Origin of the sequence: Sphingobium sp. LMC3-1-1.1 (genome assembly GCF_040676285.1) — a bacterium.
GTDB lineage: Bacteria > Pseudomonadota > Alphaproteobacteria > Sphingomonadales > Sphingomonadaceae > Sphingobium.
In genome coordinates this window covers 33,366-57,370 of the sequence record NZ_JBEGHQ010000078.1, presented here as the reverse complement: position 1 = coordinate 57,370, position 24,005 = coordinate 33,366, and the positions used below count along the sequence as shown (strand labels likewise).

Genomic DNA, 24,005 nt, shown 5'->3' with positions numbered 1-24,005 from the left:
GCCTTTCGTCATGCTGAACTTGTGGCGGGGAGCCTGTGAAGTGAAGCAGCGTGACGCATCGGCTTCATCCGACCTGCTCCTGCGAAGGCAGGAGCAGGTTGGTTTTCGCTATCAGCGCGTCGCCGGCTTGCGGGCAGGCGCTGCCTGGGCGACGGCCGCCCCCGGCTTTGCCGCCAGCCGTGCCAGCGTCTTCAGCGCATAGTCGAGCTGGAAATCGTCGATCCCCTTCTTCTTCAACTCCTCGGCCGTGGCGGCGAAGCGCGGATCCTCCTTGCCGTCCTCCTCCAGCGCCGCATTGTCGGTCTTGATCTCGTTGATCAGATGGCGGCGCAGGTCGCTTTCGCGGAATTTCGGCCGGTTCTTGTAATCGGGATCGCTCAGCTGCGGCACCTTGACGTCCGGCTCGATCCCGCCTTCCTGCACGGAACGGCCGGAGGGCGTGTAATAGCGTGCGGTGGTGAGCTTGAGCGCGGTGGTGCTGCTGAGCGGCAGCATGGTCTGGACGCTGCCCTTGCCGAAGCTGCGCTCGCCCATCACCAGCGCGCGATGCTGGTCCTGAAGGGCGCCCGCGACGATTTCCGATGCGGAGGCGGAGCCCGCGTCCACCAGCACGATCACCGGCAGGCCCTTCGCATCGTCGCCCGGCTTGGCATAATAGCGCTCGACATCGCCCTTGTTGCGGCCGCGCTGCGACACGATCTCGCCCCGTTCCAGGAAGGTGTCGCTGACCGACACAGCTTCGTCCAGCAGCCCGCCGGGATTGGAGCGCAGGTCAAGGATATAGCCGGTGGGCCTATGGCCCAGGCTCTTGTCGATGCTGCGGATCGCCTGGCGAACGTCGGCGCCTGTATTGGCCGAGAAGCTGACGATGTTGATGACGCCGATGCCGTTCTTCACTTCCCATTTCACGGGCTTCAGCTGGATGATCTCACGCGTCAGGGTAAGGTCGATCGGCTTGTCGCGACCGGGGCGGACGATGGTCAGCTTGATCTGCGTGCCCGGCGCGCCGCGCATCTTGTCGACCGCCTCGTCCAGCGTGCCGCCATAGATGAGCTGCCCGTCGAGATGGGTGATATAGTCGCCCGCCTTGATCCCCGCGCGCCAGGCCGGGGTATCCTGCGTCGGCGCGATCACCTTGACCGCGCCGTCCTCCTGCGTGACGGAAAGGCCAAGGCCACCATAGCTGCCCTCCGTCTGGGTCTTCAAATTCTGGAAATCGCGCGCGTCGAGGAAGCTGGAATGCGGGTCCAGGCTGGCAAGCATGCCGTCGATCGCGCCCTTGATCAGCTTTTCATCGTCGACCTTCTCGACATAATCGCTGCGGACCTTCTGGAACACGTCCATGAACTCGTCGAGCGCCTTGTAGCTGCTTGCCTCCCCATCGGCGAGCGCCGCGGTGGTGGCAGGGATGAGCGCGAGCGCGCCAAGGGCGACGGCGCCCCGGAAGAAATTGGATTTCATGCGTGTCCTGAGTCCTGGCATCGAAGCGGCAGTATAGGGCATTTCCTCGCGGACGCAAAAATCTTGCGCATGCCCATGCTAAGCCGGCCGATGCCCCTTGCGCCATTTGGTGAACAGGTGCCGCGCCAGCATCGCGGGCGGCATCCTGAGCCAGTGGGACCGCAGATAGAAGGCGAAACGCAGCAGCTTTCGCCTTTCCCGGCCCCACCCGTCACGCGCCAGCAGCCGGGCCACGACGATCCGGTCCCAGAACGTGAGCCGCGCCCCTTCGCCATAGAGCGCCATGGCCATGCGTCGCGCCTGCCGCACATGGGGCAGCAGGCCATGCCGCGCCGCCCGCGGCTCCAGCGCCGCTTCGTCGACGCCGTCGAGCAGGCAATATATGTCCCAAAGGTTGCGAAGTCCCCCGGCCAGGTCGCCATCGGCCAGCAGATGCGCCGCCGCGTGACAGACCCGGTCCTCGGCGGACAGAATGGATAACTCGTTGGTAATGGAAACCGCCTGCGCGATCATCGCCGCCACGTCGGGCGTCGGCCGCGCCGTCAGGGGCAGGACGGTATGATGCACGTCGATCATCCGGTCCCGCGCCGCATGGATCATCGGCGGCAGTTCATGCATCCATTGCCGGTAATAGGCATCGTCATAGGGGTCGTCCTTGACCCATTCCCATCCCGCGCCGATCAGCGCCTGCTCCACCCGATCCATGGCGTCGCGCGGCACCAATATGTCGAGATCGCCGATGAAGCGCCCCTGCCCGGCGCGCAGCCCCGCCGCCGCATAGGCCGTGCCCTTGAGCAGCACGACGGGCAGGTCCAGGCCGGCAAGCGCCTCCGCCGCGCGATCCGCCTCCCACAATGCCTGCCGGCCCTCGCGCTCCGCATCCAGCCGGGCGTCCGCCAATATGGCGCGCACCGCCGGGGGCACGGGCCGATCGCCGATCCGCAGGGCGAGCGTGCCGATCAGCCGCTCTGCCCTGGCCATGGCGACCAGGGCGTTCCACCCGGCCGCATCCAGCGCCGTCACCCCGCCAGGGTCGCGCAAGGCCCGCGCCAGCAGCCGGGCGCTCATGCCAGTTCCTCCCAAAGCCGCTCGACAAGGGCGATGGCCTCTTCGCCCGACGGAAAGTCGATGGCGCGCGCGGGGACATTGCGGACGAAACCACTCAATGCCGCGAAACCCGGCTCGCCCAGGGCGACATAGTTGGTCGATGCCTGGGTCAGCCGCATGAAGACTTCGCCCTGGCCGACCGACCGCACATCCGCTTCATGGCCAAAGCGCGGGAACAGCAGCATGGCAGGCTGCGCCCCCTCCCCCATGCGCCCGATCGCGTCGCGGCGGGGGACGAGGTGGCGGATATCCCCCTTGGCCGTGCCGGCCAGCATGGGGCCCAGCCGCTCCGGCGGCGCTTCCGCCGCGAGGACATCGATCGCGCGGTTCTTGAGCGAGACGAGGCGCGGAAAGGGAAGGATCGCCCCCGTTTCCAGGTCGAGCAGCGCGAATTCGTCGCCCATCAGCCGCCAGCCGCGTTCACCCAGTTGCGCGGCCAGGGTCGATTTGCCCGAGCCGGACTCCCCGGTCATCACCAGTGCCCGCCCGTCCTTTTCCACGCTGGAGGCATGGAGCAGCAGGTGCCGCCGCCATCCCAGCGCCATTTGCAGGTTCATCCCCATTTCCGCCGCCAGCAGCCCATGGCCAAGGCTCATCGGCGCCGCGTCGGCCAGCCCATGGTCGCCGGTGATGAAGATGGAGGGACGGACCCAGCGCCGGAACGGGCCCGCCGGTTCCAGCCGCACCGTGAAATCGGCGATCGCATCGGCGGGCCGGGGATAGTCGGCGTAGAGCCGCGCCAACGCGTCCACCGGCTGGCGCCAGGCCGATCCGATCCGGAAGGTCGCCGGGCCGATCTTCAGGGTCAGGCCATGGTTCACGCGATCCGGACCAGTCCGAGCGAGGCCAGCTCCGTCAGATGCATCTCGACCAGGGGCAGCGCCTCTTCCGCCGGGCCCAGGTCATAGTGGCGGGCGAGCTGGCCCAGCACCTCCCCCGCCGTCAACGCCACGCCATCGTCCAGCGTCGCCAATATCTCCGGCACCGGGCTGATCACCATATGCGTCTGGCCCGACGGCCGGTGGTAGAACAACACCATATCCTCCAGCGCGCAGGATAGGATGGCGTCCGGGCTGTCCTGGCAATAGCGGGCTGGCATGGTCGCGAAACTTGGCCTTCGATGGGAATGGTCACGCCATGCTTACGGCAAAGGCGTAGCCAAGTAGCTAACGCGACACGCTGTTTTGCGTGACGCCCGCCATCCCATGCGACCAGATCCCGTCAGCGGGGCATTTGCAGCGATGCGTAGCAGGTGAAGCCGCTCGTCCCCGACTGGAGGCGGCGGATATAGTTCAGATAGGCCTGATTCTGGTCATAGCTGGTGCCCGGCAACCGGCCGCCGCGCAGCGCCTGGCGGACCTGCTCCCCGCTGAAATTCTTGCCGGCGGGGAAGGCGCCCTGCGTGCCCGCCGGCACCAGCTGGCCGTTGGGCGCGATATAATTGCCGGCCCTGCCCTGGTCGGGAACGGGTATCGTGCAGTTGAGCACCGATGCGGCCGTGTTCGCCAGCGCCGGCCGGATCGATATGATCGCGGAAGCCGCGACCGCACCGCCCATCAGCAACTGGCGGCGCGACGGCACGGCAAGGCCGTCGTCCTGCGACTCGGCGTCCTTCTGGGGGGGCAACGGCTCGCTCATGTCATCCTGATCCGCTATCGCGCTTGCCAAACTGTAAAAATTGCCGGCTACTGCGACCGTCTTTGCAGCAAATGCGTCAAATTTCCAGCATGGTAACCATGAATCGCCTGACCGCTTCCCAGATCACCGCCTCGCTGGCCGTTCTGCTGCTCGGCACGGGCGGCGCCTTGATGATGGGCGCGGGGCCGATCGACATCCTCCTGCCCGTGCTGGCGGCCCTGCTGGTGCTCGTGATCTGCGCGGCCGGGCCGGGCCGGGCCGAACCCGCCATCTCGCCTGTCCAGGCGGAGATGCCCGACATCATCGCCCATCCCGATGCGCGCGGCCTGCTGGAAGGCATAGCCGATCCGCTGATGCTGATCGAACGGGGCCGCATCGTCGCTGCCAATCGCGCGGCGCAGCGGCTGCTGGGCGCGCATATCGAGGGGGAAGACGCCCGCATCGCCATCCGCCATCCCGCCGCTGCCGAACGGCTCGCCAGCCAGGCGCCGCTGGCCGAGCCGGTGATGATCGAGCTGGTCGGCCTGGGCACGCGCGAGCAGCGCTGGCAGATGCGGATCGCCCCGGTGGGGGAGGATGACAATGTCCGGCGGCTCGTCCATCTGGCCGACCATAGCGGCACCCATGCAGCGGAGAAGATGCGCGTCGATTTCGTCGCCAATGCGAGCCACGAACTGCGCACGCCTCTCGCGGGCATATTGGGCTTCATAGAGACGCTGGGCGATCCCGATCTCGGCAAGGACGACGAAACGCGGCAGCGCTTCCTCCAGATCATGGACGGGGAGGCGCGACGCATGCAGCGGCTGATCGACGATCTCATCTCCCTCTCCCGCATCGAGGCGGAGAAATATCGCCTGCCCGACGGCGCGGTCGACCTTTCCGGCCTGGTGGCGGAGGTGGTGGGCGTATTCCGCACCAGCCATGGGCCGCGCGGGCGGGAGGTGGAGATGGAGATCGCACCCGACCTGCCCGACGCGCAGGGCGACCGGGCGCAGCTCTCGCAACTGCTCCACAATCTGATCGGCAATTCGATCAAATATGGGCGCGCGGGCTCCCCGATCAGGGTATCGCTGTCGGACGGGCCGAACGGCCTGTTGCGGCTGACCGTCGCGGACGAGGGCGAGGGCATCGGCCCCGATCACCTGCCGCGCCTCACCGAACGCTTCTATCGCGTCGATTCGGGGCGCAGCCGGACGGTGGGCGGCACCGGCCTTGGCCTTGCCATCGTCAAGCATATCGTGGAGCGGCATCGCGGCCGGCTCGACATAGCGAGCGTGCTGGGCAAGGGCACCACCATCTCCATCCTGCTGCCGCGCTTCGCCGTGGAGGAAAAGGCCCTCGCGGCAAAGGCCTGAACAAAAAAAGACGGCGACAGCACCCGCTTCCGCCGCCACTGTCATAAAAGTGCAATCGCTCTGTCACAAAGGCGCGATGTACCGCGGCTACGGCGCATGCCCAGAGGGGGGCGGCGAGAAGCGAATCGCGGCCTTTGACGAAGGAGATTACCCGTGAAGCATTTCGCCATGATGGCCGCGACCGCTGCGGTTGCACTCACTCTTTCCGGCTGCGGCCAGCAGTCCGGCGGCGCCGCCGGCGGCACCCGCGACCAGATCCGGGCGGTCGGTTCCTCCACCGTCTATCCCTTCGCCACCGCGATCGCGGAGATGTTCGTGCAGGGCAATCCCGGCATGAAGTCGCCGATCATCGAATCGACCGGCACCGGCGGCGGCATGAAGTTGTTCTGCGCGGGCGTCGGCGCCCAGCATCCCGACATTGCCGATGCCTCGCGCCGGATGAAGAAGAAAGAATTCGAGGACTGCCAGAAGAATGGCGTCAAGGACATCGTCGAGATCCAGGTCGGCGTAGACGGTCTCGCCTTTGCCGAATCGAAGAACGGCCCGGGCTTCAAGCTGACGCCCAAGATCGTCTATGAGGCGCTGGCCGCCAACCCCTATGGCAAGGGTCCGAACAAGGCGCAGACCTGGAAGGATGTCGACCCCAGCCTGCCCGCCACGCCGATCAGCGTCTTCGGCCCGCCGTCCACCAGCGGCACCCGCGATTCGCTGGCCGAACTGATCCTGACCAAGGGCTGCGAAACCGACCCGGCGATGGAAGCGCTCAAGAAGAAGAGCGAGGACGAGTTCAAGGCCACCTGCACCCGCATCCGCGAGGACGGCAAATATGTGGACTCGGGAGAGAACGACAATCTGATCGTCCAGAAGCTGGCAGCCAACCCCAATGCGCTGGGCGTCTTCGGCTTCAGCTATCTGGAAGAGAATAAGGACAGCCTGAAGGACGTCAGCATCAACGGCGTCGAGGCGACCTATGAGACCGTGTCGACCGGCACCTATCCGGGCGCCCGTCCGCTCTTCATCTATGTGAAGAAGGCGCACATGACCGCGATCCCCGGCCTTCAGGCCTATCTCAACACCTTCGCGGCCAATTGGGACCCCAATGGCGCGCTGACCAAGCGCGGCATGGTCGCGGCGCCCGAAGACGTGCGCAAGGCGAGCGCCGAGGCCGTCAAGTCGCTGCCAGTGCTCGACGGTTCGCAGCTCAAATAAGACAGGTGATATGACAGGTCCTGCAATCCTTCTGCTGCTGGCTGGCCTGGGCGCCATCGCCTGGGTCAGCGCCCGCGCCCGGGCCATGCGGCTGCAAAATGTCGCGCGCGCTTCGGGGCGACGCGACGCCATGCACAGCCTGCCGGGCTATCACGGCTGGTATGTCGCGCTCTGGACGCTGGTGCCCGCCGGCCTGTTCCTGGCGGTCTGGGCAAATATCGCGCCCGGCCTGATCACCCAGGAGGTGCTGAGCAGCCCGGCGGCGCAGAGCCTGCCTGCCGACGATTTCTCGCGCTTCGCCATATTGGGCGAGGCGCGGGCGATCGCCACGGGGATGCAGGCGGGGGCGTTCAATCCGCTCTCGCAGGGCCTTGTCGAACCCTATGCGCAGGCCATCGGCAAATACGGCTTTGCGGGCGCCGCCCTGGCGCTGGTGCTGGCCTTTGCCGGCGGCGCCTATGCCTTCACCCGCGTTCGTCCCGATTTCCGGGCGCGCACGCGGGTCGAACGGCTGGTCATGGCAACCTTGCTGATCGCATCGCTGCTGGCGATCATCACGACGCTGGGGATCGTGGCCTCCTTGCTGTGGGAAAGCTTCCGCTTCTTCACCATGGTCAGCCCCGTCGATTTCCTGTTCGGCGCCAAATGGAGCCCGCAATCGGCGGCGCTCGGCTATGGCAATGACGACGCCTTCGGCGCCGTGCCGCTCTTCTGGGGAACCATCTTCATCGGCGCGATCATCGCCATGGTCGTCGCGATCCCGCTCGGCCTGATGAGCGCCATCTATCTCACCCAATATGCCAGCCCGACGGTCCGCAAGTGGATGAAGCCCACGCTGGAGATGCTCGCGGGCGTGCCGACGGTGGTCTACGGCTATTTCGCCGCGCTCACCATCGCCCCTGCCCTGCGCGACTTCGCGGTGAAGATCGGCATCCACGGCGCCTCTTCGGAAAGCGCGCTGGCGGCCGGGCTGGTGATGGGCGTGATGATCATTCCCTTCGTCTCCTCCATGGCCGACGACAGCATCGCCGCCGTGCCGCAGTCGATGCGCGATGGCAGCCTGGCGATGGGCGCCACCACCAGCGAGACGATCCGCCGCGTGCTGATCCCCGCCGCCCTGCCCGGCGTGGTCGGCGGCGTGCTGCTGGCCGTCAGCCGCGCCATCGGCGAAACCATGATCGTGGTGATGGCGGCGGGCCTGGCCGCCAACCTCACCCTGAACCCCTTTGCCAGCGTGACGACGGTGACGACGCAGATCGTCCAGCTTCTGACCGGCGACCAGGAATTCGACAGCGCCAAGACGCTGGCGGCCTTCGCCCTGGGGCTGGTGCTGTTCATCGTGACGCTGCTGCTCAACATCGTGGCCCTGCGGGTCGTGAAGAAATATCGCGAGGCTTACGAATAATGACCGCAGAACGCCTCCCCACCGACTGGAAGTCGGACGCGATGCGCAGGCGGATCGCGCGGCGCTATGCGTCGGAACGCCGCTTCAAGGCGGCGGGCCTGCTCGCCGTCGCGCTCTCCGCCGCGTTCCTGGCCTTCCTGCTGTTCAACATGCTGGGCAATGGCCTGCGCGGCTTCACCCGGACGGAGATCGCGGTGAAGGTCGACTTCCCCGCATCCCCGCTGCTGCTCGATCCCAATGCCATCACCGACCAGGCGCTCGCCAATGCCAACCTGCCGATGGTGACGGGAGCGGTCGTGAAGAAGGCGCTGGGCGCGGATGCGGAGGAATGGGTTTCGCCCACCGCCTGGATCGTGCTGCGCGACGCGATCAAGGCCGATCCGAAGATCCTGTCGCAAACGGTGACGCTCAAGCTGCCCGCCGCCACCGCGATCGATCTCGCCGCCAAAAGCAAGGGTTCGCCGGAGGCGGAGGCAGCAGTGGCGCGGCTCGACAAGGCGGGCCTGCTGACGACCGGCGTCAACTGGGGCTTCCTGACCGCGAGCGACGGCACCGATCCGACGCAGGTCGGCATCTGGGGCGCGTTCAAGGGATCGCTACTGACCATGCTGGTGACCCTGGCCTTGAGCTTCCCGGTGGGCGTGGCGACGGCCGTCTATCTGGAGGAATATGCGCGCAAGAACTGGCTGACCGACATCATCGAAGTGTCGATCAACAATCTGGCCGCCGTCCCCTCCATCATCTTCGGCCTGCTGGGCCTGTCGATCTTCCTCAATTTCCTGCACCTGCCGCGCTCTGCGGCGCTCGTCGGCGGCATGACGCTGGCGCTGATGACCATGCCGGTGATCGTCATCGCGGGACGCAACGCCATCAAGTCGGTGCCGCCCAGCATCCGCGACGCTGCGCTCGGCATCGGCGCGTCGCGGGTGCAGGTGGTGTTCCACCATGTGCTGCCGCTCGCCCTGCCCGGCATCCTCACCGGCACCATCATCGGCATGGCCCGCGCTTTGGGCGAGACCGCGCCGCTGCTGATGATCGGCATGCGCGCCTTCATCGCGACGCCGCCCGGCGGGATCACGGACCCCGCCACGGTGCTGCCGGTGCAGATCTTCCTCTGGTCGGACGAAGTCTCCAAGGGCTTTGTCGAAAAGACCTCCGCCGCCATCATCGTCCTGCTGGTCTTCCTGCTCGCGATGAACGGTATCGCCATCTACCTGCGCAACAAGTTCGAAAGGCGGTGGTGACCGCGATGACAGCCATGATGCATGAACAACAGTCGTCGGCCCCCGCCGCCGAAACCAGGATGCCAGGAACCAAAATGCCAGAAACCAAGATGACCGCGCGCGACGTCAAGGTCTTCTACGGCGAAAAGCAGGCGATCAAGGGCGTGTCGATCGACGTCGACATGGACAATGTCACGGCCTTCATCGGCCCGTCGGGCTGCGGCAAGTCGACCTTCCTGCGGACACTGAACCGCATGAACGATACGGTCGCCTCGGCGCGGGTGGAGGGCACGATCACGCTGGACGGCGAGGATATCTACGCCCCCAGCATGGACGTGGTGCAACTGCGCGCCCGCGTCGGCATGGTGTTCCAGAAGCCCAATCCCTTCCCCAAGTCGATCTATGAGAATATCGCCTATGGCCCGCGCATCCATGGCCTGGCCCATGCGAAGGCGGACCTGGACGTGATCGTCGAGAAATCGCTGCGCCGCGCCGGCCTGTGGGACGAGGTGAAGGATCGCCTGCATGACAGCGGCACCGCGCTGTCGGGCGGGCAGCAGCAGCGTCTCTGCATCGGCCGCGCCATCGCCGTCGAACCGGAAGTCATCCTGATGGACGAGCCCTGCTCGGCACTGGACCCCATCGCGACGGCGAAGATCGAGGAACTGATCCACGAATTGCGCGGCCGCTACGCCATCGTGATCGTGACGCACAACATGCAACAGGCCGCCCGCGTGTCGCAGCGGACCGCCTTTTTCCACCTGGGCGAACTGGTCGAATATGGCGTGACGTCGGACATATTCACCAATCCCCGCCAGGAACGGACAAAGGATTACATCACCGGGCGCTACGGCTGATCAGGCGGAAAGAGAAGAGACATGGCAGAACATACGATCAAGGCGTTCGATCAGGAAATGGACAAGCTGCGCGGCTTGATCGCCGAAATGGGCGGCCGCGCGGAATCCGCGATCGAAAAGGCGATGCTGGCGCTGCAGCGCCATGACAAGGTGATGGCGGCCGAAGTCGTCGCGGAGGACAAGCGGATCGACGCCATAGAGGCGGAAGTCGAAAAGCTCGCCATCGAAATCATCGCCCTGCGCGCGCCCATGGCCAACGATCTGCGCGACGTGATCGCCGCGCTCAAGATCGTGGGCGTGGTCGAACGGATCGGCGATTATGCCAAGAACATCGCCAAGCGGGTTCCGCTGATTTCCGCCAACCAGCGCACGCAGGAACCGATCGCCCTTCTTCCTTCCATGGGCCAGGTCGCGGGCGAGATGGTGCAGGATGCGTTGAACGCCTTTGCCGCGCGGGACGCGGACCTGGCCGTCGCCGTGGTCGAGCGCGACACGGTGGTGGACGATTTCTACAACAGCGTCTTCCGCACGCTCGTCACCTTCATGGTCGAAAATCCCAAGACGATCAGCGAATGCGCGCATCTGCTGTTCATCGCCAAGAATATCGAGCGGATCGGCGACCATGCCACCAATGTGGCGGAGATGGTCTATTATGCCGCGACCGGCCAGACCCTGCCCGACCGCGAACGCGGCGGCGCGGCGGCGGAGGGCTGACCATGGCGCGCGCAAAGATGCTGCTGGTGGAGGATGACGCGGCGCTGGCCGAACTGCTCATCTGGCATTTCAAGCGCGAGGATTTCGAAGTCGCGCACACCGTCGACGGCGAGGAAGCGCTGCTCCTCGCGCAGGAGAATGTGCCCGACATCGTGCTGCTCGACTGGATGGTGGAAAGCCTGTCGGGGATCGAGGTCTGCCGCCGCCTTCGCCGCATGAACGGCACCGCGAACGTGCCGATCATCATGCTGACGGCACGCGGCGAGGAGGAGGATCGCGTCCGCGGCCTGGAAACCGGCGCCGACGATTATGTGACCAAGCCCTTTTCCCCCCGCGAACTGGTGGCGCGTGTCGGCGCAGTGCTGCGTCGCGTGCGCCCGGCGCTGGCGGGCGAGACGCTGACCTTCTCGGATGTCGAGATGGACACGGTGGGCCACAAGGTCCGCCGCAGCGGGCAGGTGATCCCGCTCGGCCCCACGGAGTTCCGGCTGCTCAAGCATTTCCTGGAGCATCCCGGCTGGGTCTTCTCGCGCGAGCGGCTGCTGGACAGCGTCTGGGGGCAGGACAGCGACATCGAACTGCGCACGGTGGATGTGCACATCCGGCGATTGCGCAAGGCGATCAACGCGGACGGCCGCCATCACGACATCATCCGCACGGTGCGTTCGGCGGGTTATGCGCTGGATACGGACGGAGTGGCATAGGCCGGATCGGCATTCAGCCCTGACGGCCTGCAAATGGCGGCTTTCCGTGCTTCCGGTGCTCACCTACTGGAAGTACGCTGCGCGCCGGGTCACGAAAAACCACCATTTTCGGCTCGTCATCATCTGAATGTCGATCCGTCCTAGAGCGTCGCGGAAAACAAGGAATCCAGAGCAGCAATCTGATTCAATCAGATCGAAACCCGCTCTAAGCGGCTGTCTGGAAATCACCCCCTGGCGCATCCGCGCCGGCCCTTACCCGCTGATGGACCGCGCCTCTCGCACCACCAGCACCGGGACGCCGTCCCGTACCGGAAAGGCGAGCCCGGCCGCCTCGGACAGCAATTCGCGCCGCTCTGCGTCCCAGCGCAGCGGCGTGCGCGTGACGGGGCAGACCAGCTTCGCAAGCAGTGCCGGGTCGAGCACGGCGCTCATTGCATCGTTGCTCCGCCGTCGCGTTCGATCCGCCCGACGATCTGCATCAACTGGATGATCCGGTCGGCCCGCTCGCCCAGCGTATCGGCCTCCAGCAGGGTCTGCTTGGCCGCGGGATCGAAGGGCACGATCTGCGCGATCCCGTTCACCAGCGCCATGTCGTCCAGCCGCGACACCGCCGTCCAGTCGACCACATAGCCCAGCGTCTCGGCAAAGCGGCGCGATTCCTGCTCCAGCGCCGCCCGCTCCACGGCGGAGAGGATTTCATCCTCTTGCGGAACCGGCTCGACATCCGCCTCGATCTGGCGGAAGGCGGTGGGAACGGCCAGTTCCCGTACGACCCGAAAGCGCGCAATGCCCTTCAGCAGGATATTGTACCGCCCACCCTCCAGCGCCTCGATATGGGTGATATGGCCCAGGCATCCGACATCGAAGAGCGCGGGCTTCACCCCCTCCTCCCGCGGCTGGATCATGCCGATGCGCCTGTCCCGCGCCATGGCGTCATGGATCATCGCCTGATAGCGCGGCTCGAAAATATGCAGCGGCAGGTCCATGCCCGGCAACAGCAGCGCGCCCGGCAGCGGAAATATAGAGACGCGCGCCATCACGCCGCGCCGGTCAGGAAAAGAGGATCTGGGACAGCTTGCGCCGTTGCGCCGCGACCCACGGATCCTCCAGCCCCGTCGCCTCGAAGAGCGTGAGGAGCTGCGCCCGCGCCGCGCCGTCGTTCCATGCCCGGTCGCGCCGCACGATCTCCAGCAGTTCCTCCGCCGCCCGGTCGCGCTCGCCATTGGCCACCAGGCCGTTCGCCAGCTCAAATCGCGCCTCATGATCATCGGGATCAGCAGCGACCTTCGCCTCGACAGCCGAAAGATCGGCCACCGGCTTCGCATCGCGCGCCAAGGCGATGGCGGCGCGTGCCCGCTCCACCGCCTGGTCCTTCGCCGCCTCGGCGGGCAGGGCCGCCAATGCCGCTTCCGCTTCCTCGAACCGGCCCAGCGCCACCAGCGCCCGCGCCGCGCCCGAAGCCACCTCGGCATTGTCCGGCACCATCTGCGCAATCTGCTCGAAAACGGACAGCGCCCGCTCCGCTTCCCCACCGGCCAGCAATTCCTCGCCCATGGCGATCAGCGGGGCGATCTCTTCCAACTGCGCCTTCTCGTCCGATTCGATCGGCAACTGACCAAGCAACTGGTCAAGATATTGCTTGAGCTGCCCTTCCGTCCGCGCCTGGCTGAGGTCGGCCACGGGCTGGCCCTGGAACACGGCATAGACGGTGGGAATCGACTGGACGCGGAATTGCGCGGCGATGAACTTGTCCTCATCGACATTGATCTTGACCAGCTTGACGCCCTTGGCCGCATAGTCGGCGCAAACCTTCTCGATCACAGGCGCAAGCTGCTTGCAGGGTCCGCACCATTCGGCCCAGAAATCGACGATCACCAGGCTGGTGCGCGAAGGCTCCACCACATCGCGGCGGAAAGTCTCCACCGATGCCTTGTCGGCCTCGCTCAGTCCAAGGGTCGCCACTTCTCTCATCTCCTGCTGCAACGCGGTTGCCAAGCCGCCCTCATACAGCGCCTTATGTGGGGCGTCACCCCATAGGAACAAGGGAGATCAGAAGGTATAGCCGACGCCGACGGCCCCGATCCACTGGTTCCGGGAGCCCGCGACGGACACGATCGGCGAGGCCGCATAGTCGCCCAGGATGCGCGAATAGCTGGCCGCCGCGAAGATCGCCCAGCCATGGCGCAAATCGCCCGACAGCGACTTGCCGCCCGCCAGGCTGAAATTCACCTTCTTGAACCCCGAACCATTGCCCGCCCCGTCATAGGCGGGCAGACCCGATGCGGCCGCCGCCGCCGGATCGATGTCATAATAATAGCGGCCATATTTCCTGCCGACATAGTCGGCCGACACGCCCAGCCCGACAAAGGCCGTCTGCGACAGCGGCGTCATATATTCTATCGCGGGGGTGATGACATAGCTTTCATGCGCGCCCGCCACGTCCCTGGTCACGGCGACGCGCGCGGACAGATTGTCATAGGCGCTGGTGATCACCCCGGTCTTGCCGATGCCGACAAAGCCCCCGACCTCGACCGCCATATCGCGCTTTCCCAGCAGCCGGACGGCGTCATCCTTGATGTTCTTGCGGCTCGACCGGTCGAAGCGGACATTGACCACCGGCCCCAGTTCAACGTCCAGGCCGTCGGTGTCGCGGTTCGGGATCGCGTCGACATAAAGGGCGGACCCGCGCGTCCAGAAGGCGAAATCCTTCACCTTGCCGCGAAATTGCGGGATCGGCAGCACGCGATAATCGTCCGACCCCTCATAGCTTGGCACCGTGGCGACGCCCATGCCGACCGTCAGGCTGCTGTGATCCTCCTCCTGGGCGAAAGCGCCAGGCGCAAGGCAGAGGGCCGCGACGGCGAGCGCCGCGGAGAAACGATGGCGATGATGCATGGCGACCCTGTTCGCAGATATAGTCGGTCAGGATAATGTTTTTACGCCATTCCCGTTCCGCCAGCGCGACTTTCAAAGGAAATATTTGACCTTGATGTCCTGCCGCACCGCTGCCCCCGCCATGGCGAACTGCGCCGACCGGAAACTGGGCGCGCCGAAACGGATGGCCGGATTGCGGGAAAAACCCACCCCCTCGCGCGGGATGCCGATCAGCGTGTCCAGCTTTCCATTGCCATTTTCGTCATGGATGATGGCGATGGCGTAGGTGCCCGGCTCCATCCGCCCCAGCGGCACGATGCCCGTGGTTGCGGGGACCGTGAACTGGCGCGCGTCCGGATCGCCCCGGCAATCGGGGAAATGGTCCGCCTGCCGCGTCACGCAGATCAGGAAATTGCCCTTGGAGGAACGCAGGCCCTGCACGTCCATGCTGAGCGGCTGCGCCTGGTCCACAGACGCCGCGCCCATCGCCATCGGGACCGCCGCCATCAATGCTGCCTTGCCCTTCACGCCTGTCTTTCCCTAAAAATGACCCAATCCCCTGTCGGTCCCGCACAGCCGGTCCCATACACGAAAATACAGGCCGTAATTGCACGCATATTGTTCATGATGCCGCTGATGGTGGCTGGCGGTGATCAGCCAGCGCCCCGCCGGACCGTGCACCATCCAGCGCGGAAACATCTCCCACCCCATATGATTGCTGACGCCCATCACCGTCATGATCGTCAGCACGACGCCCAGCGCGCCCACATGGATCGGTATCAGGAAGACCAGCGCGGGAATCACGACCGCGCCGGTCACCGCCTCCCATGGATGGAAACTCATCGCGGCCCAGGCGGTCGGCGGGCGGCTGGCATGATGCACGGCATGGGCGATCCGGAACGGACGGGGCCGGTGCATCCATCGATGCGTCCAGTAGAACCAGCCGTCATGCGCGGCGAGGTAAAGGAGGACCGAGAGCGGCAGATACCAGAGCGGAAAGGCATGGACGTCGGCATAGACCTGCGTCCAGCCATGCGCCTGCCAGCCCCAGGCGACGACGCCCGCGGGCACGCCATAAATGAGGGCGGAGGCCAGCGACCAGGCGATTTCCCGCCGGATCTGCCGGTCCAGGCCCCGGTAGAGGCCGGGCTTGCGATAGCGCGTCGCCCAGGCGAATGCGCCGCTCGTCAACAGATAGCGAATGCCCACGATCAGGCTCATGGCCAGGGCGGACAGAAGGATCGCGACGAGCATGCGGCCGACCATAGGCGGTCCCATGCTGTCAGTCACGCGTCAGGTGCGGGGTCGCGCCTGGCGATAGCTGCCCAATATCCGGACCCATTTGGTGTGGAATTCAAGCTCGGCCAGCGCCCGGTCGACGGCGGGATCGCCGGGCATCCCCTCGATGTCGCAATAAAATTCGGTCGCGGCGAAGCTGGCGCCGCGCTGGTAGCTTTCCAGCTTCGTCATGTTGACGCCGTTGGTCGCAAAGCCGCCCATCGCCTTGTAGAGCGCGGCCGGTATGTTCTTCACCTCGAACAGGAAAGTGGTCATGACCGGTCCGACGCCAGCCACCGGCATTCCGGGCTCGCGCGCGAGCACCAGGAAGCGGGTCATATTGTCGTCGCTGTCCTCGATATTCTCGGCCACCAGCCGCAGGCCATAGAGCTCCGCCGCCAGATAGGGGGCGACCGCCCCCTCGCCCGACACCCTGGCTTCCGCGATCAGCGCCGCCGCGCCCGCGGTATCGGCATAGCTGATCGGCTGAATGCCCCGCTCCCGCAGATAATGGCGGCACTGGCCCAGCGCCTGCGGATGGCTGATGGCGCTTTTGAGGGGGGTGTCGTCGATCGCCATCAGGCAGTGCCGGACGCGCAGGAAATATTCGTCGATGATGTGCAGCCCGGATTCAGGCAGCAGGAAATGCATGTCGGCCACCCGGCCATGCAGGCTGTTCTCGATCGGGATGATCGCCCGCGCGGCATCGCCATTGCGGACCGCATCGATCGCATCCTCGAACGCGAAGCAGGGCAAGGGCACGCAATCGGGCGCATAGCCCAGCGCGGCCAGGTGCGAATTGGCGCCCGGCGCACCTTGAAAGGCGACGGCGCGCGCAGGATCGGCGGCTGCCTTCGCGTTCAGTTCCGCGACCAGATCGCGGGCGGGAGCGGGATAGTTTTCCATGGACGCCTGCGCGCTTATTCACTTCGTCCCGCCCGCGCAAGCATCCTCTCCGGCTGCAAAGCCATGAAAAGCGTGCGCGAACCCGTTCAAGCCCGCTTGCGCGTTCGCGCTTGCGCCATTATGGCAGCGCGCTAGAGGGGACGCGTTCCAAGCGGCCAGAACAGAAATCCAGGGGAATCCGAGCGAATGGGCGATCGTTTCAACACCGCTGCCGGTTGGGCTTTGTTCGCGGGTATCATCGCGCTGGGCGGTGCCATCGTCAGTTCCAAATTCTTCCATGAGGAACGGCCCGAGAAAATGGGCTACGCCATCGAAGGCGTGGAAGCGGAAGGCGGAAGCGCCGCGGCCAGCGGGCCCGGCCTCAACACCCTTCTCGCCAGCGCCGATGTGGCGGCGGGCGAGAAGGTGTTCGCCAAATGCGCGGCCTGCCACACCTCGAACCAGGGCGGCGCCAACGGCATCGGCCCGAACCTGTACGCCACGGTTGGCGAGGGGATCGGCCAGGGCAAGGGCGGCTTCGCCTTCTCCGACGCGCTCAAGAGCAAGGGCGGCAACTGGACTTTCGAGAATCTCGATCACTGGCTGACCTCTCCGCGTGAATTCGCGCCCGGCACCAAGATGACCTTCGCGGGCCTGGGCAATCCGGTCGACCGCGCGAACCTGATCGCCTGGCTCAACACCCAGGGTTCGAACCTGCCGCTGCCCGCCGCGGATGCGGCCCCGGCGGCCGCCGGCGACAATGCCGCCGAAGGGGACAACGCCGCCGCCAATGCAGCAGAGGCGCCCGCCGCCAACGCGGCGAAGTAAGAACCGGCGCTCTTTCCACTGGAGCGATTTCCAAGCGATCGGAACCGAACGCTGGTCAAGAAATCGCGGCAAACAAGGAAACCAGAGCGGCGATCTGATTCAATCAGATCGAAACCCGCTCCAGAATCATGAGGATGAGGGGCGTGGCCGATCGCGGTCGCGCCCCTCGCTGCATCAGAAGCGCGCATTGGTGGTAGATCGATTCGCTTCCTGACCAACGCGCTGTTCAGGGGTACGCCGCGCTCGGCGGGCCTTCCTCCGCCACAATCACATCATCTGTGTCAGACGATCCCTGCCCTGCGCCCGGTGCAGCCCGATCACCAGCAAGCTATCGCCAAATTCCATCGATACCAGCGTCCTCGGGCGCGTAGCCACGCCAGCGCCCTCGACCGCGCCCAACGTCCAGCGCCGTGCTTATCGCTCCGCGATCAGCAGCTTGTCGATCTTGCGCCCATCCATGTCCACGATCTCGAATCGCCAGCCCTGATCGTCGATGAAATCGCCCACTTCGGGCAGGCGCTTGAGCAGCCACAGCGCATGGCCGGCGACCGTCGCATAATCCCGGTCCTCCGGCAGGTCGATGCCGATCCGATCCGCCAGCAGGTCGACGGGCATCTGGCCCGACACCAGCAGGCTGCCGTCCTCCCGCTCGACCAGGTCCGGCTCGTCCTCGCTGTCCAGGTCCGACACGAAATGGCCGGCAATGGCGGACAGCAGGTCGGCGGGCGTGGCTATCCCCTCGAAATGCCCATATTCGTCATGGACCATGACCATCGGCACCTCGGCCCGGCGCAGCACTTCCAGCGCGTCCATGGCGTCGACCTGATCCGGCACCACTTCCACTTTGCGCATCAGCCTTTCCAGGCTCAGCCCTTCGCCCCGGAACAGCGCCGCCATGATATCGCGCGCCTGCACGACGCCGATAATGTCTTCCACCGTGCCCCTGCCCACCGGCAGGCGGGTGTGCGGCGTGTCTAGCAGCTTGGCGCGAATCGCCTGCTCGTCCGCCCCGATGTCGATCCAGTCGACATCCATGCGCTGGGTCATCACCTCGCGAACCGGCCGGTCGGCCAGCCGCACCACGCCTGAAATGATCGCCCGCTCGCTTTCCTCGATCACGCCGGACCTGCTCGCCTCGGCCACGATCAGGTGCAGCTCCTCCGCCGTCACCTGGCTCTCCGATTCGCGGGTCAGCCCCAGCATGCGGAAGATGAGCGCGCTCGACCCGTCCAGCACCCAGACGATGGGCGCGGTGATCTTCGCCAGCCAGAGCATCGGTCCGGCGACCAGCACCGCGATCGGCTCCGGCGCGCGCAGGGCGAACTGCTTGGGCACCAGTTCCCCGATGATCAGCGAGGCATAGGTGGTGAGGCCGATCACCAGAACGAAGCCGACATGCTGCGCGGCGTTGGGCGACAAGCCCAGCATCGCCAGCCGCTCGCCGGTCGGGCCGCCCAGGCTGGCCCCGGAATAGGCGCCGGCGATGATGCCGATCAGGGTGATGCCGATCTGCACCGTCGAAAGGAACTTGCCGGGATCACTCGCCGCCGCCAGCGCCGATCGGGCGCCGCGTCGCCCGGCTTTCTCCATCGCCTGGAGGCGCGGCTTGCGGGCGGATACGATCGCCAGTTCCGACATGGCGAACAGCCCGTTCAGCGCGACCAGCGCCAGGATGATGACGAGGTCGACCCAGGGAAAGGGCGTCGGAGCGTGCGGGGGGATATTGGCCATGGTGGTCGGCGGCCACCTATAACCTTGATTCTGTCAATTTCACAACCGTCCCATCATCCGCAGTTCAGTTCGCTTGTGGAACAAAGGCCTTGTCTCAACCATTGGGGGTGCATCCGCTCCGTTCGGACGCACGAGAAAGGGAACCATATACATGCGGAATTCTCATCGCATCATCGGCGTCGCCGGTCTGGCCGCCATGCTGGCCACCACCGCCTGCACCACCGATCCCAACACCGGCAACCGTACCATTTCCAAGGCGGCGATCGGCGGCATCGGCGGCGCGCTGGGCGGTTATCTGCTGGGCGATCTGGTCGGCGGCCGCCATGACCGCACCGAAAAGATATTGGGCGCGGGCATCGGCGCGGTCGCGGGCGCGGGCATCGGCGCCTATATGGACGCGCAGGAACGGAAATTGCGGGAACAAACCGCCGGCAGCGGCGTGGACGTGATCCGCGACGGCGACAATCTGGTGCTCCGCATGCCGTCGGGCATCACCTTCGCCACGGACAGTTCCGCCGTGCAACCGCAATTCCAGCCGACGCTGAATGACGTCGCTTCCGTGCTGGCCCAATATCCCAAGACCTATATCGACGTTTACGGCCACACCGACAGCGACGGCACCGATGCCTATAATCAGGCGTTGTCGGAACGGCGGGCCCAGGCGGTGGGCGATTATCTGACGACGCACGGCGTCCAGTCGGCCCGCATCGCCACGCGCGGTTTCGGGGAAACCCAGCCGATCGCCTCCAACGCCACGGCGGAGGGCAAGGCGGCCAACCGCCGCGTCGAAATCAAGATCGCGCCCGTGACGGAGCAGGACGTCCGCAGCTGAGGCTGAACGCCGGATCATGCCCTGCCTGCGTGGGGCATAGCCTTAAACATTGCCCGGAAATGCGCGAAAGGCGCATTTCCGGGCAATCTCCCATGCCGGATCGACATTCAGATGATGACGAGCCGGAAATGCTGATTTTTCGTGACCCGGCGGGCAGCGTACTTCCAGTATGGGAGCACCGGAAGCACGGAAAGCCGCCATTTACAGGCCGTCAGGGCTGAATGTCGATCCGCCCTACCAGACCAGCCGGTATTTCACGCCCATGGCCTGGGCCAGTTGCCGCTGCCGCCGCTCGACCGCTTCGCCGAAAAGATCGGCGTCCACGCTTCGCAACCGCAGTTCAAGCACATTGCCGTCCATCTCCAGGCGGGAGGCCAGCAAAGGCCCCTCCACTCCGCCGGACAGCCGCTGCCCCAGCCTGATCGCCAGGCCCCATAAGGTCGCTCTCTGAAGCGCTTCGGGCGGGGCCAGCCGCTCGATGCCGGGCGGCGTCGACACGCCGCCGCCGAAATTGCTGTGCAACGCCTGCGCCAGCATGGCGCGCTCGGTCGCGTTGATCCCGACCCAATTGCTGTGCAGCGCGATCTCGACGCCCCGGTCCGACCGGAAGTCGGGATTGGCGCGCCAGCCGACATCGGCCAACAGGCAGGCCGCCCGGCGAATCCGCCGCCATGCGCTGCCATCCTCCAGGAACAGCGGGGCGATCCAGCGTTCGATCATGTCGCCATGACCGGTGAAGCGCGCCTGCGCCTCGCCCTCCGCCTCCGCCGCGATCAGCAGCGGATCATCCGCCCGAATATCCGGCGGCAGATCGCTGAACAGCAGGCCTTCGCGCAGGCCATAGGCCGACACGACCAGCCTGCTGGACTTCAACTGGCGCACGATCACCGACAACAGCGCCGCCGCATCCGGCAGGGTCGGCACGCGCGATCCGGTGATCTGGGGAATATCCTTGAACCGCGCCTTGCCGACATGGGACACGATGCGCGTCAATTGTTCGGCGCGCGCGGCGGGCATCTCATATTGGTGGACGACGGGAAGCGGAAACTGGGTCAGTTCCATGTCGAACCGCGCCAGCGCGCGCCAGGATCCGCCGACCAGAAAAAAGGGAAGATCCGCAGGCGCATTCCACCCGGCCCTGGCCAGCATCTTCTTGACCATGCGTTCCAGCACCGCCGGCCCCTTGGCGCGGATTTGCGGCAGGCGCAGCACGCCCAGCGGCAGGGACACCGTCTCATGCACCGCACCATCGCGGATTCGCGCGAGTTCCAGGCTGCCACCACCCAGATCGCCGACAATGCCGTCCGCGCCCGGAATGCCCGACAGCACGCCATAGGCCGCGGCGATCGCCTCCTGCCCGCCGGACAGCAATTCGACCTCCAGCCCCATGGCGCTGGCGCGGCGGATGAAATCGTCGCCATTTTCCGCGTCCCGCACGGCGGCGGTGGCGACGCAGCGCACTTCCTGCACCTCCATCTCGCGGCAAAGATGGGCAAAGCGGCCGATCGCGCGCAGGCCCCGGTCCATGGCCTCCGCCTCGATCCGGCCGGTCTTGCCCAGGGACGCGCCCAATCCCGCCATCACCTTTTCGTTGAAGAGGATGAAGGGAATGCGGCGCGGCCCATCATAGACGACCAGGCGCACGCTGTTGGAACCGATGTCGATGATCGCGGTCCGCGCCTTGGCCCGATGGGGGGACGTCGCCATGCCGGGGGCAAGCGCCCGGACCTGGCTCAGCATGGAATTCATGCGGTTCAGGCCCGCCCGCGCAGGCGCAGCGTCGGCACCGCCTCGCTGTCCAGCGCGGCGCCGCGGCCCGAAAGGGACGGGTTGGTCATGAAATAGCGATGCAGGTTGAACGGCCGGTCGCCTGCCTCGACCCGGCTGTAATGGCCGTCGCTGTCCAGCACCCAGCTCTGCTCGCTGTCGATGAGGTTGGCGACCATCACCTGGTCCAGGATCTGGTCGTGCACGGTCGGGTTCTCCACCGGGGCCAGAAACTCCACGCGCCGATCGAAATTGCGCGGCATCCAGTCGGCCGAACTGATGAACACCTTCGCGCCGTTATTGGGCAGCGCCTTGCCATTGCCGAAGACGGTGATCCGGCTATGCTCCAGGAAGCGACCGACCACCGACTTCACCCGGATATTCTCCGACATGCCCGGCACGCCCGGCCGCAGGCAGCATATGCCGCGCACGATGAGTTCGATCTGCACGCCCGCATTGCTCGCCGCATACAGCTTTTCCATGATCGCCGGGTCCACCAGCGAATTCATCTTCGCCCAGATGGTTCCCGGCCGCCCGGCGCGCACATGCTCTATCTCCGCATCGATCAGGTCGCACAGGCGGTTGCGCAGGTCGCGCGGCGACATGACCAGCTTTTCCAGCCGCTGCGGTTCGACATAGCCGGTGATGTAGTTGAACAGCGCCGCCGCATCCCGGCCATAGGCAGGGTCGGCGGTGAAGAAGCTGAGATCCGTGTAGATGCGCGCCGTCACCGGATGATAGTTGCCGGTGCCGAAATGACAGTAGGTGCGGAACGCCTCCCCTTCCCGCCGGACGACCATCGACACCTTGGCATGGGTCTTCCAGTCGATGAAGCCGTACACCACCTGGACCCCCGCGCGCTCCAGCGCGTCGGCCCACATCAGGTTCTGCTCCTCGTCGAAGCGAGCCTTCAGTTCCACCACGGCGGTCACGGACTTGCCCGCCTCGGCCGCGTCGATCAGCGCCCGGATGATCGCGGACTGCTTGCCCGCGCGGTACAGCGTCTGCTTGATCGCCATGACATCGGGGTCGGACGCCGCCTGCTTCAGGAAGGACACCACCACGTCAAAGGCTTCATAGGGATGGTGGACGACGATGTCCTTCGCCCGGATCGCGGCAAAGCAATCACCGCCATATTCGCGGATGCGCTCCGGAAAACGGGGGGCATAGGGCTCGAACTTCAGGTCCGGCCGGTCTTCGTCCACCACGCCGGACAGGTCGCCGATGCCGACAAAGCCCTCCACCTCCGCGATGATCGCGTCATGGCCCTGGAGCATGTCCTGCAACATCTCCTCGACCGGCTCGGGGATGCGTTCCTCTATCTCCATGCGGATCACGCGGCCCCGCCGGCGGCGCTTGATGGCGCTGCGGAAATAGCGGACCAGATCCTCCGCCTCTTCCTCGATTTCGATGTCGCTGTCGCGGATGATGCGGAACACGCCGCTGTTGCGGACGCGATAGCCGGGGAAGAGGTCGGCGGAAAAGCGCCGGACCACCGCCTCCAGCGCCATATAGCGCGCCGTTTCGCCCGGCATCCGCACGAAACGGGCGAGCGAGGACGGGATCATCACCAGTTCGCGAATCGGCTGCTTGTCCGACAGCCGCTCCAGGTCGAAGACGATCGACAGGCCCTGATTGGGGATGAAGGGAAAGGGATGCGCCGGGTCCAGCGCCTGCGGCGTCAGGATCGGGAAGATCTGCGTCAGGAAATGATCCCGCAACCAGTTCTCGCAGCTTTCGTCCAGCGCGGTGGACGGGCCGACCACCTCTATCCCGACCTGCACCAGTTCGCCGTGCAGCGCACCCCATACCTTCTGCTGCGCAGCCATCAGCCGGGCGGTTTCCTCTGTGATGGCGGCCAGTTGCTGCGCCGGGGTCAGCCCGTCGGCGGAGCGCATGTCGACATCCTGCAACTGCTGCCCCTTGAGGCCCGCCACCCGCACGGAGAAGAACTCGTCCAGATTGGCGCCGGAAATCGACAGGAAGCGCAGCCGCTCCAGCAAGGGATGCGCCCGGTTCATCGCCTCCTCCAGCACGCGCTGGTTGAACGCCAGCCAGGACAGTTCCCGGTTGAAATAGCGGTCGCTGGGCAGGGTCAGGCTGGCGGATGGGTCGGCTTCGGCCACATGTCTCTCAT

24 protein-coding genes are annotated in these 24,005 nt (G+C 65.8%); 9 read left to right on the top strand and 15 right to left on the bottom strand.

Translation table 11 applies throughout. From position 1 onward, the window contains the following. Positions 1 to 111 precede the first annotated feature (111 nt). From MRBLMC3_RS21460 to MRBLMC3_RS21440, 5 genes are all read right to left on the bottom strand, one after another. The gene (locus tag MRBLMC3_RS21460) at positions 112 to 1,461 is read right to left on the bottom strand and encodes a S41 family peptidase (protein WP_363739085.1); all 1,350 of its coding nucleotides are present in this window, start codon (positions 1,459 to 1,461) and stop codon (positions 112 to 114) included. Between the two features lie 78 nt (positions 1,462 to 1,539). Continuing rightward, positions 1,540 to 2,529 carry a nucleotidyltransferase domain-containing protein gene (locus MRBLMC3_RS21455; RefSeq protein WP_363832200.1) on the bottom strand — a complete coding sequence of 330 codons (990 nt, stop codon included), beginning with the start codon at positions 2,527 to 2,529 and terminating at the stop codon, positions 1,540 to 1,542. Continuing rightward, positions 2,526 to 3,389 (bottom strand): HprK-related kinase A, encoded by an 864-nt coding sequence (locus MRBLMC3_RS21450; protein ID WP_363832197.1) that lies wholly within the window; start codon positions 3,387 to 3,389, stop codon positions 2,526 to 2,528. Before MRBLMC3_RS21450 ends, MRBLMC3_RS21455 begins: the two co-directional genes overlap by 4 nt. Then, the gene (locus tag MRBLMC3_RS21445) at positions 3,386 to 3,667 is read right to left on the bottom strand and encodes an HPr-rel-A system PqqD family peptide chaperone (protein WP_363832196.1); all 282 of its coding nucleotides are present in this window, start codon (positions 3,665 to 3,667) and stop codon (positions 3,386 to 3,388) included. The genes MRBLMC3_RS21450 and MRBLMC3_RS21445 overlap by 4 nt, the downstream gene beginning before the upstream one ends. Positions 3,668 to 3,789: 122 nt before the next feature. Next, entirely contained in the window at positions 3,790 to 4,206 is a 417-nt protein-coding gene (locus MRBLMC3_RS21440; protein ID WP_133653633.1) for a hypothetical protein, read from the bottom strand. 98 nt (positions 4,207 to 4,304) lie between these two features. Between MRBLMC3_RS21440 and MRBLMC3_RS21435 the strand changes: the two genes are divergently transcribed. From MRBLMC3_RS21435 to phoB, 7 genes are all read left to right on the top strand, one after another. Continuing rightward, the gene (locus MRBLMC3_RS21435) at positions 4,305 to 5,561 is read left to right on the top strand and encodes an ATP-binding protein (RefSeq protein ID WP_363832193.1); all 1,257 of its coding nucleotides are present in this window, start codon (positions 4,305 to 4,307) and stop codon (positions 5,559 to 5,561) included. Positions 5,562 to 5,714: 153 nt separating this feature from the next. Beyond that, entirely contained in the window at positions 5,715 to 6,770 is a 1,056-nt protein-coding gene (locus tag MRBLMC3_RS21430) for a substrate-binding domain-containing protein (protein ID WP_363832191.1), read from the top strand. 10 nt (positions 6,771 to 6,780) lie between these two features. Beyond that, positions 6,781 to 8,175, top strand: a complete 1,395-nt coding sequence (gene pstC, locus MRBLMC3_RS21425; RefSeq protein ID WP_363756602.1) for a phosphate ABC transporter permease subunit PstC — start codon at positions 6,781 to 6,783, stop codon at positions 8,173 to 8,175. Further along, positions 8,175 to 9,419, top strand: coding sequence for a phosphate ABC transporter permease PstA (pstA, locus tag MRBLMC3_RS21420; RefSeq protein WP_363739071.1), 1,245 nt, complete (start codon positions 8,175 to 8,177; stop codon positions 9,417 to 9,419). The genes pstC and pstA overlap by 1 nt, the downstream gene beginning before the upstream one ends. A 74-nt stretch (positions 9,420 to 9,493) precedes the next feature. Then, a complete protein-coding gene (gene pstB / locus MRBLMC3_RS21415) occupies positions 9,494 to 10,255 on the top strand; it encodes a phosphate ABC transporter ATP-binding protein PstB (protein WP_363739069.1) in 762 nt (253 codons plus the stop codon). A 21-nt stretch (positions 10,256 to 10,276) separates the two neighbouring features. After that, complete coding sequence (gene phoU / locus MRBLMC3_RS21410; RefSeq protein WP_363739067.1) at positions 10,277 to 10,969, top strand: phosphate signaling complex protein PhoU; 693 nt, start codon at positions 10,277 to 10,279, stop codon at positions 10,967 to 10,969. Between the two features lie 2 nt (positions 10,970 to 10,971). Beyond that, positions 10,972 to 11,673 (top strand): phosphate regulon transcriptional regulator PhoB, encoded by a 702-nt coding sequence (gene phoB / locus MRBLMC3_RS21405; protein ID WP_363739065.1) that lies wholly within the window; start codon positions 10,972 to 10,974, stop codon positions 11,671 to 11,673. 252 nt (positions 11,674 to 11,925) lie between these two features. Here phoB and MRBLMC3_RS21400 read toward each other — a convergent pair whose 3' ends face one another. The 7 genes from MRBLMC3_RS21400 to MRBLMC3_RS21370 form a co-directional block, all read right to left on the bottom strand. Beyond that, positions 11,926 to 12,105 (bottom strand): Trm112 family protein, encoded by a 180-nt coding sequence (locus MRBLMC3_RS21400; protein WP_363739063.1) that lies wholly within the window; start codon positions 12,103 to 12,105, stop codon positions 11,926 to 11,928. Beyond that, the gene (locus MRBLMC3_RS21395) at positions 12,102 to 12,710 is read right to left on the bottom strand and encodes an LON peptidase substrate-binding domain-containing protein (RefSeq protein ID WP_363739061.1); all 609 of its coding nucleotides are present in this window, start codon (positions 12,708 to 12,710) and stop codon (positions 12,102 to 12,104) included. Before MRBLMC3_RS21395 ends, MRBLMC3_RS21400 begins: the two co-directional genes overlap by 4 nt. 13 nt (positions 12,711 to 12,723) lie before the next feature. After that, positions 12,724 to 13,635 carry a tetratricopeptide repeat protein gene (locus tag MRBLMC3_RS21390; protein WP_363739263.1) on the bottom strand — a complete coding sequence of 304 codons (912 nt, stop codon included), beginning with the start codon at positions 13,633 to 13,635 and terminating at the stop codon, positions 12,724 to 12,726. 87 nt (positions 13,636 to 13,722) lie between these two features. Next, positions 13,723 to 14,568, bottom strand: a complete 846-nt coding sequence (locus MRBLMC3_RS21385) for a MipA/OmpV family protein (protein ID WP_363832189.1) — start codon at positions 14,566 to 14,568, stop codon at positions 13,723 to 13,725. Between the two features lie 72 nt (positions 14,569 to 14,640). After that, a complete protein-coding gene (locus MRBLMC3_RS21380; protein WP_414714678.1) occupies positions 14,641 to 15,054 on the bottom strand; it encodes a DUF2141 domain-containing protein in 414 nt (137 codons plus the stop codon). A gap of 33 nt (positions 15,055 to 15,087) precedes the next feature. Then, positions 15,088 to 15,801, bottom strand: a complete 714-nt coding sequence (locus MRBLMC3_RS21375) for a sterol desaturase family protein (RefSeq protein ID WP_363832385.1) — start codon at positions 15,799 to 15,801, stop codon at positions 15,088 to 15,090. Between the two features lie 39 nt (positions 15,802 to 15,840). Further along, positions 15,841 to 16,731 (bottom strand): prephenate dehydratase, encoded by an 891-nt coding sequence (locus MRBLMC3_RS21370; RefSeq protein WP_363832184.1) that lies wholly within the window; start codon positions 16,729 to 16,731, stop codon positions 15,841 to 15,843. Between the two features lie 186 nt (positions 16,732 to 16,917). Between MRBLMC3_RS21370 and MRBLMC3_RS21365 the strand changes: the two genes are divergently transcribed. Next, positions 16,918 to 17,538, top strand: a complete 621-nt coding sequence (locus MRBLMC3_RS21365; RefSeq protein WP_363832181.1) for a c-type cytochrome — start codon at positions 16,918 to 16,920, stop codon at positions 17,536 to 17,538. 414 nt (positions 17,539 to 17,952) lie between these two features. On the opposite strand, the gene MRBLMC3_RS21360 is transcribed toward MRBLMC3_RS21365, so the two are convergent. Continuing rightward, a complete protein-coding gene (locus MRBLMC3_RS21360) occupies positions 17,953 to 19,269 on the bottom strand; it encodes a hemolysin family protein (RefSeq protein ID WP_363739051.1) in 1,317 nt (438 codons plus the stop codon). Between the two features lie 151 nt (positions 19,270 to 19,420). Between MRBLMC3_RS21360 and MRBLMC3_RS21355 the strand changes: the two genes are divergently transcribed. Further along, positions 19,421 to 20,101, top strand: coding sequence for an OmpA family protein (locus MRBLMC3_RS21355; protein ID WP_133653619.1), 681 nt, complete (start codon positions 19,421 to 19,423; stop codon positions 20,099 to 20,101). 234 nt (positions 20,102 to 20,335) lie between these two features. On the opposite strand, the gene MRBLMC3_RS21350 is transcribed toward MRBLMC3_RS21355, so the two are convergent. Both MRBLMC3_RS21350 and MRBLMC3_RS21345 read right to left on the bottom strand, forming a co-directional pair. Then, a complete protein-coding gene (locus MRBLMC3_RS21350; protein ID WP_363739049.1) occupies positions 20,336 to 21,850 on the bottom strand; it encodes a Ppx/GppA family phosphatase in 1,515 nt (504 codons plus the stop codon). Positions 21,851 to 21,855: 5 nt separating this feature from the next. Then, entirely contained in the window at positions 21,856 to 23,994 is a 2,139-nt protein-coding gene (locus MRBLMC3_RS21345; protein WP_363739047.1) for an RNA degradosome polyphosphate kinase, read from the bottom strand. Between the last annotated feature and the right edge of the window lie 11 nt (positions 23,995 to 24,005).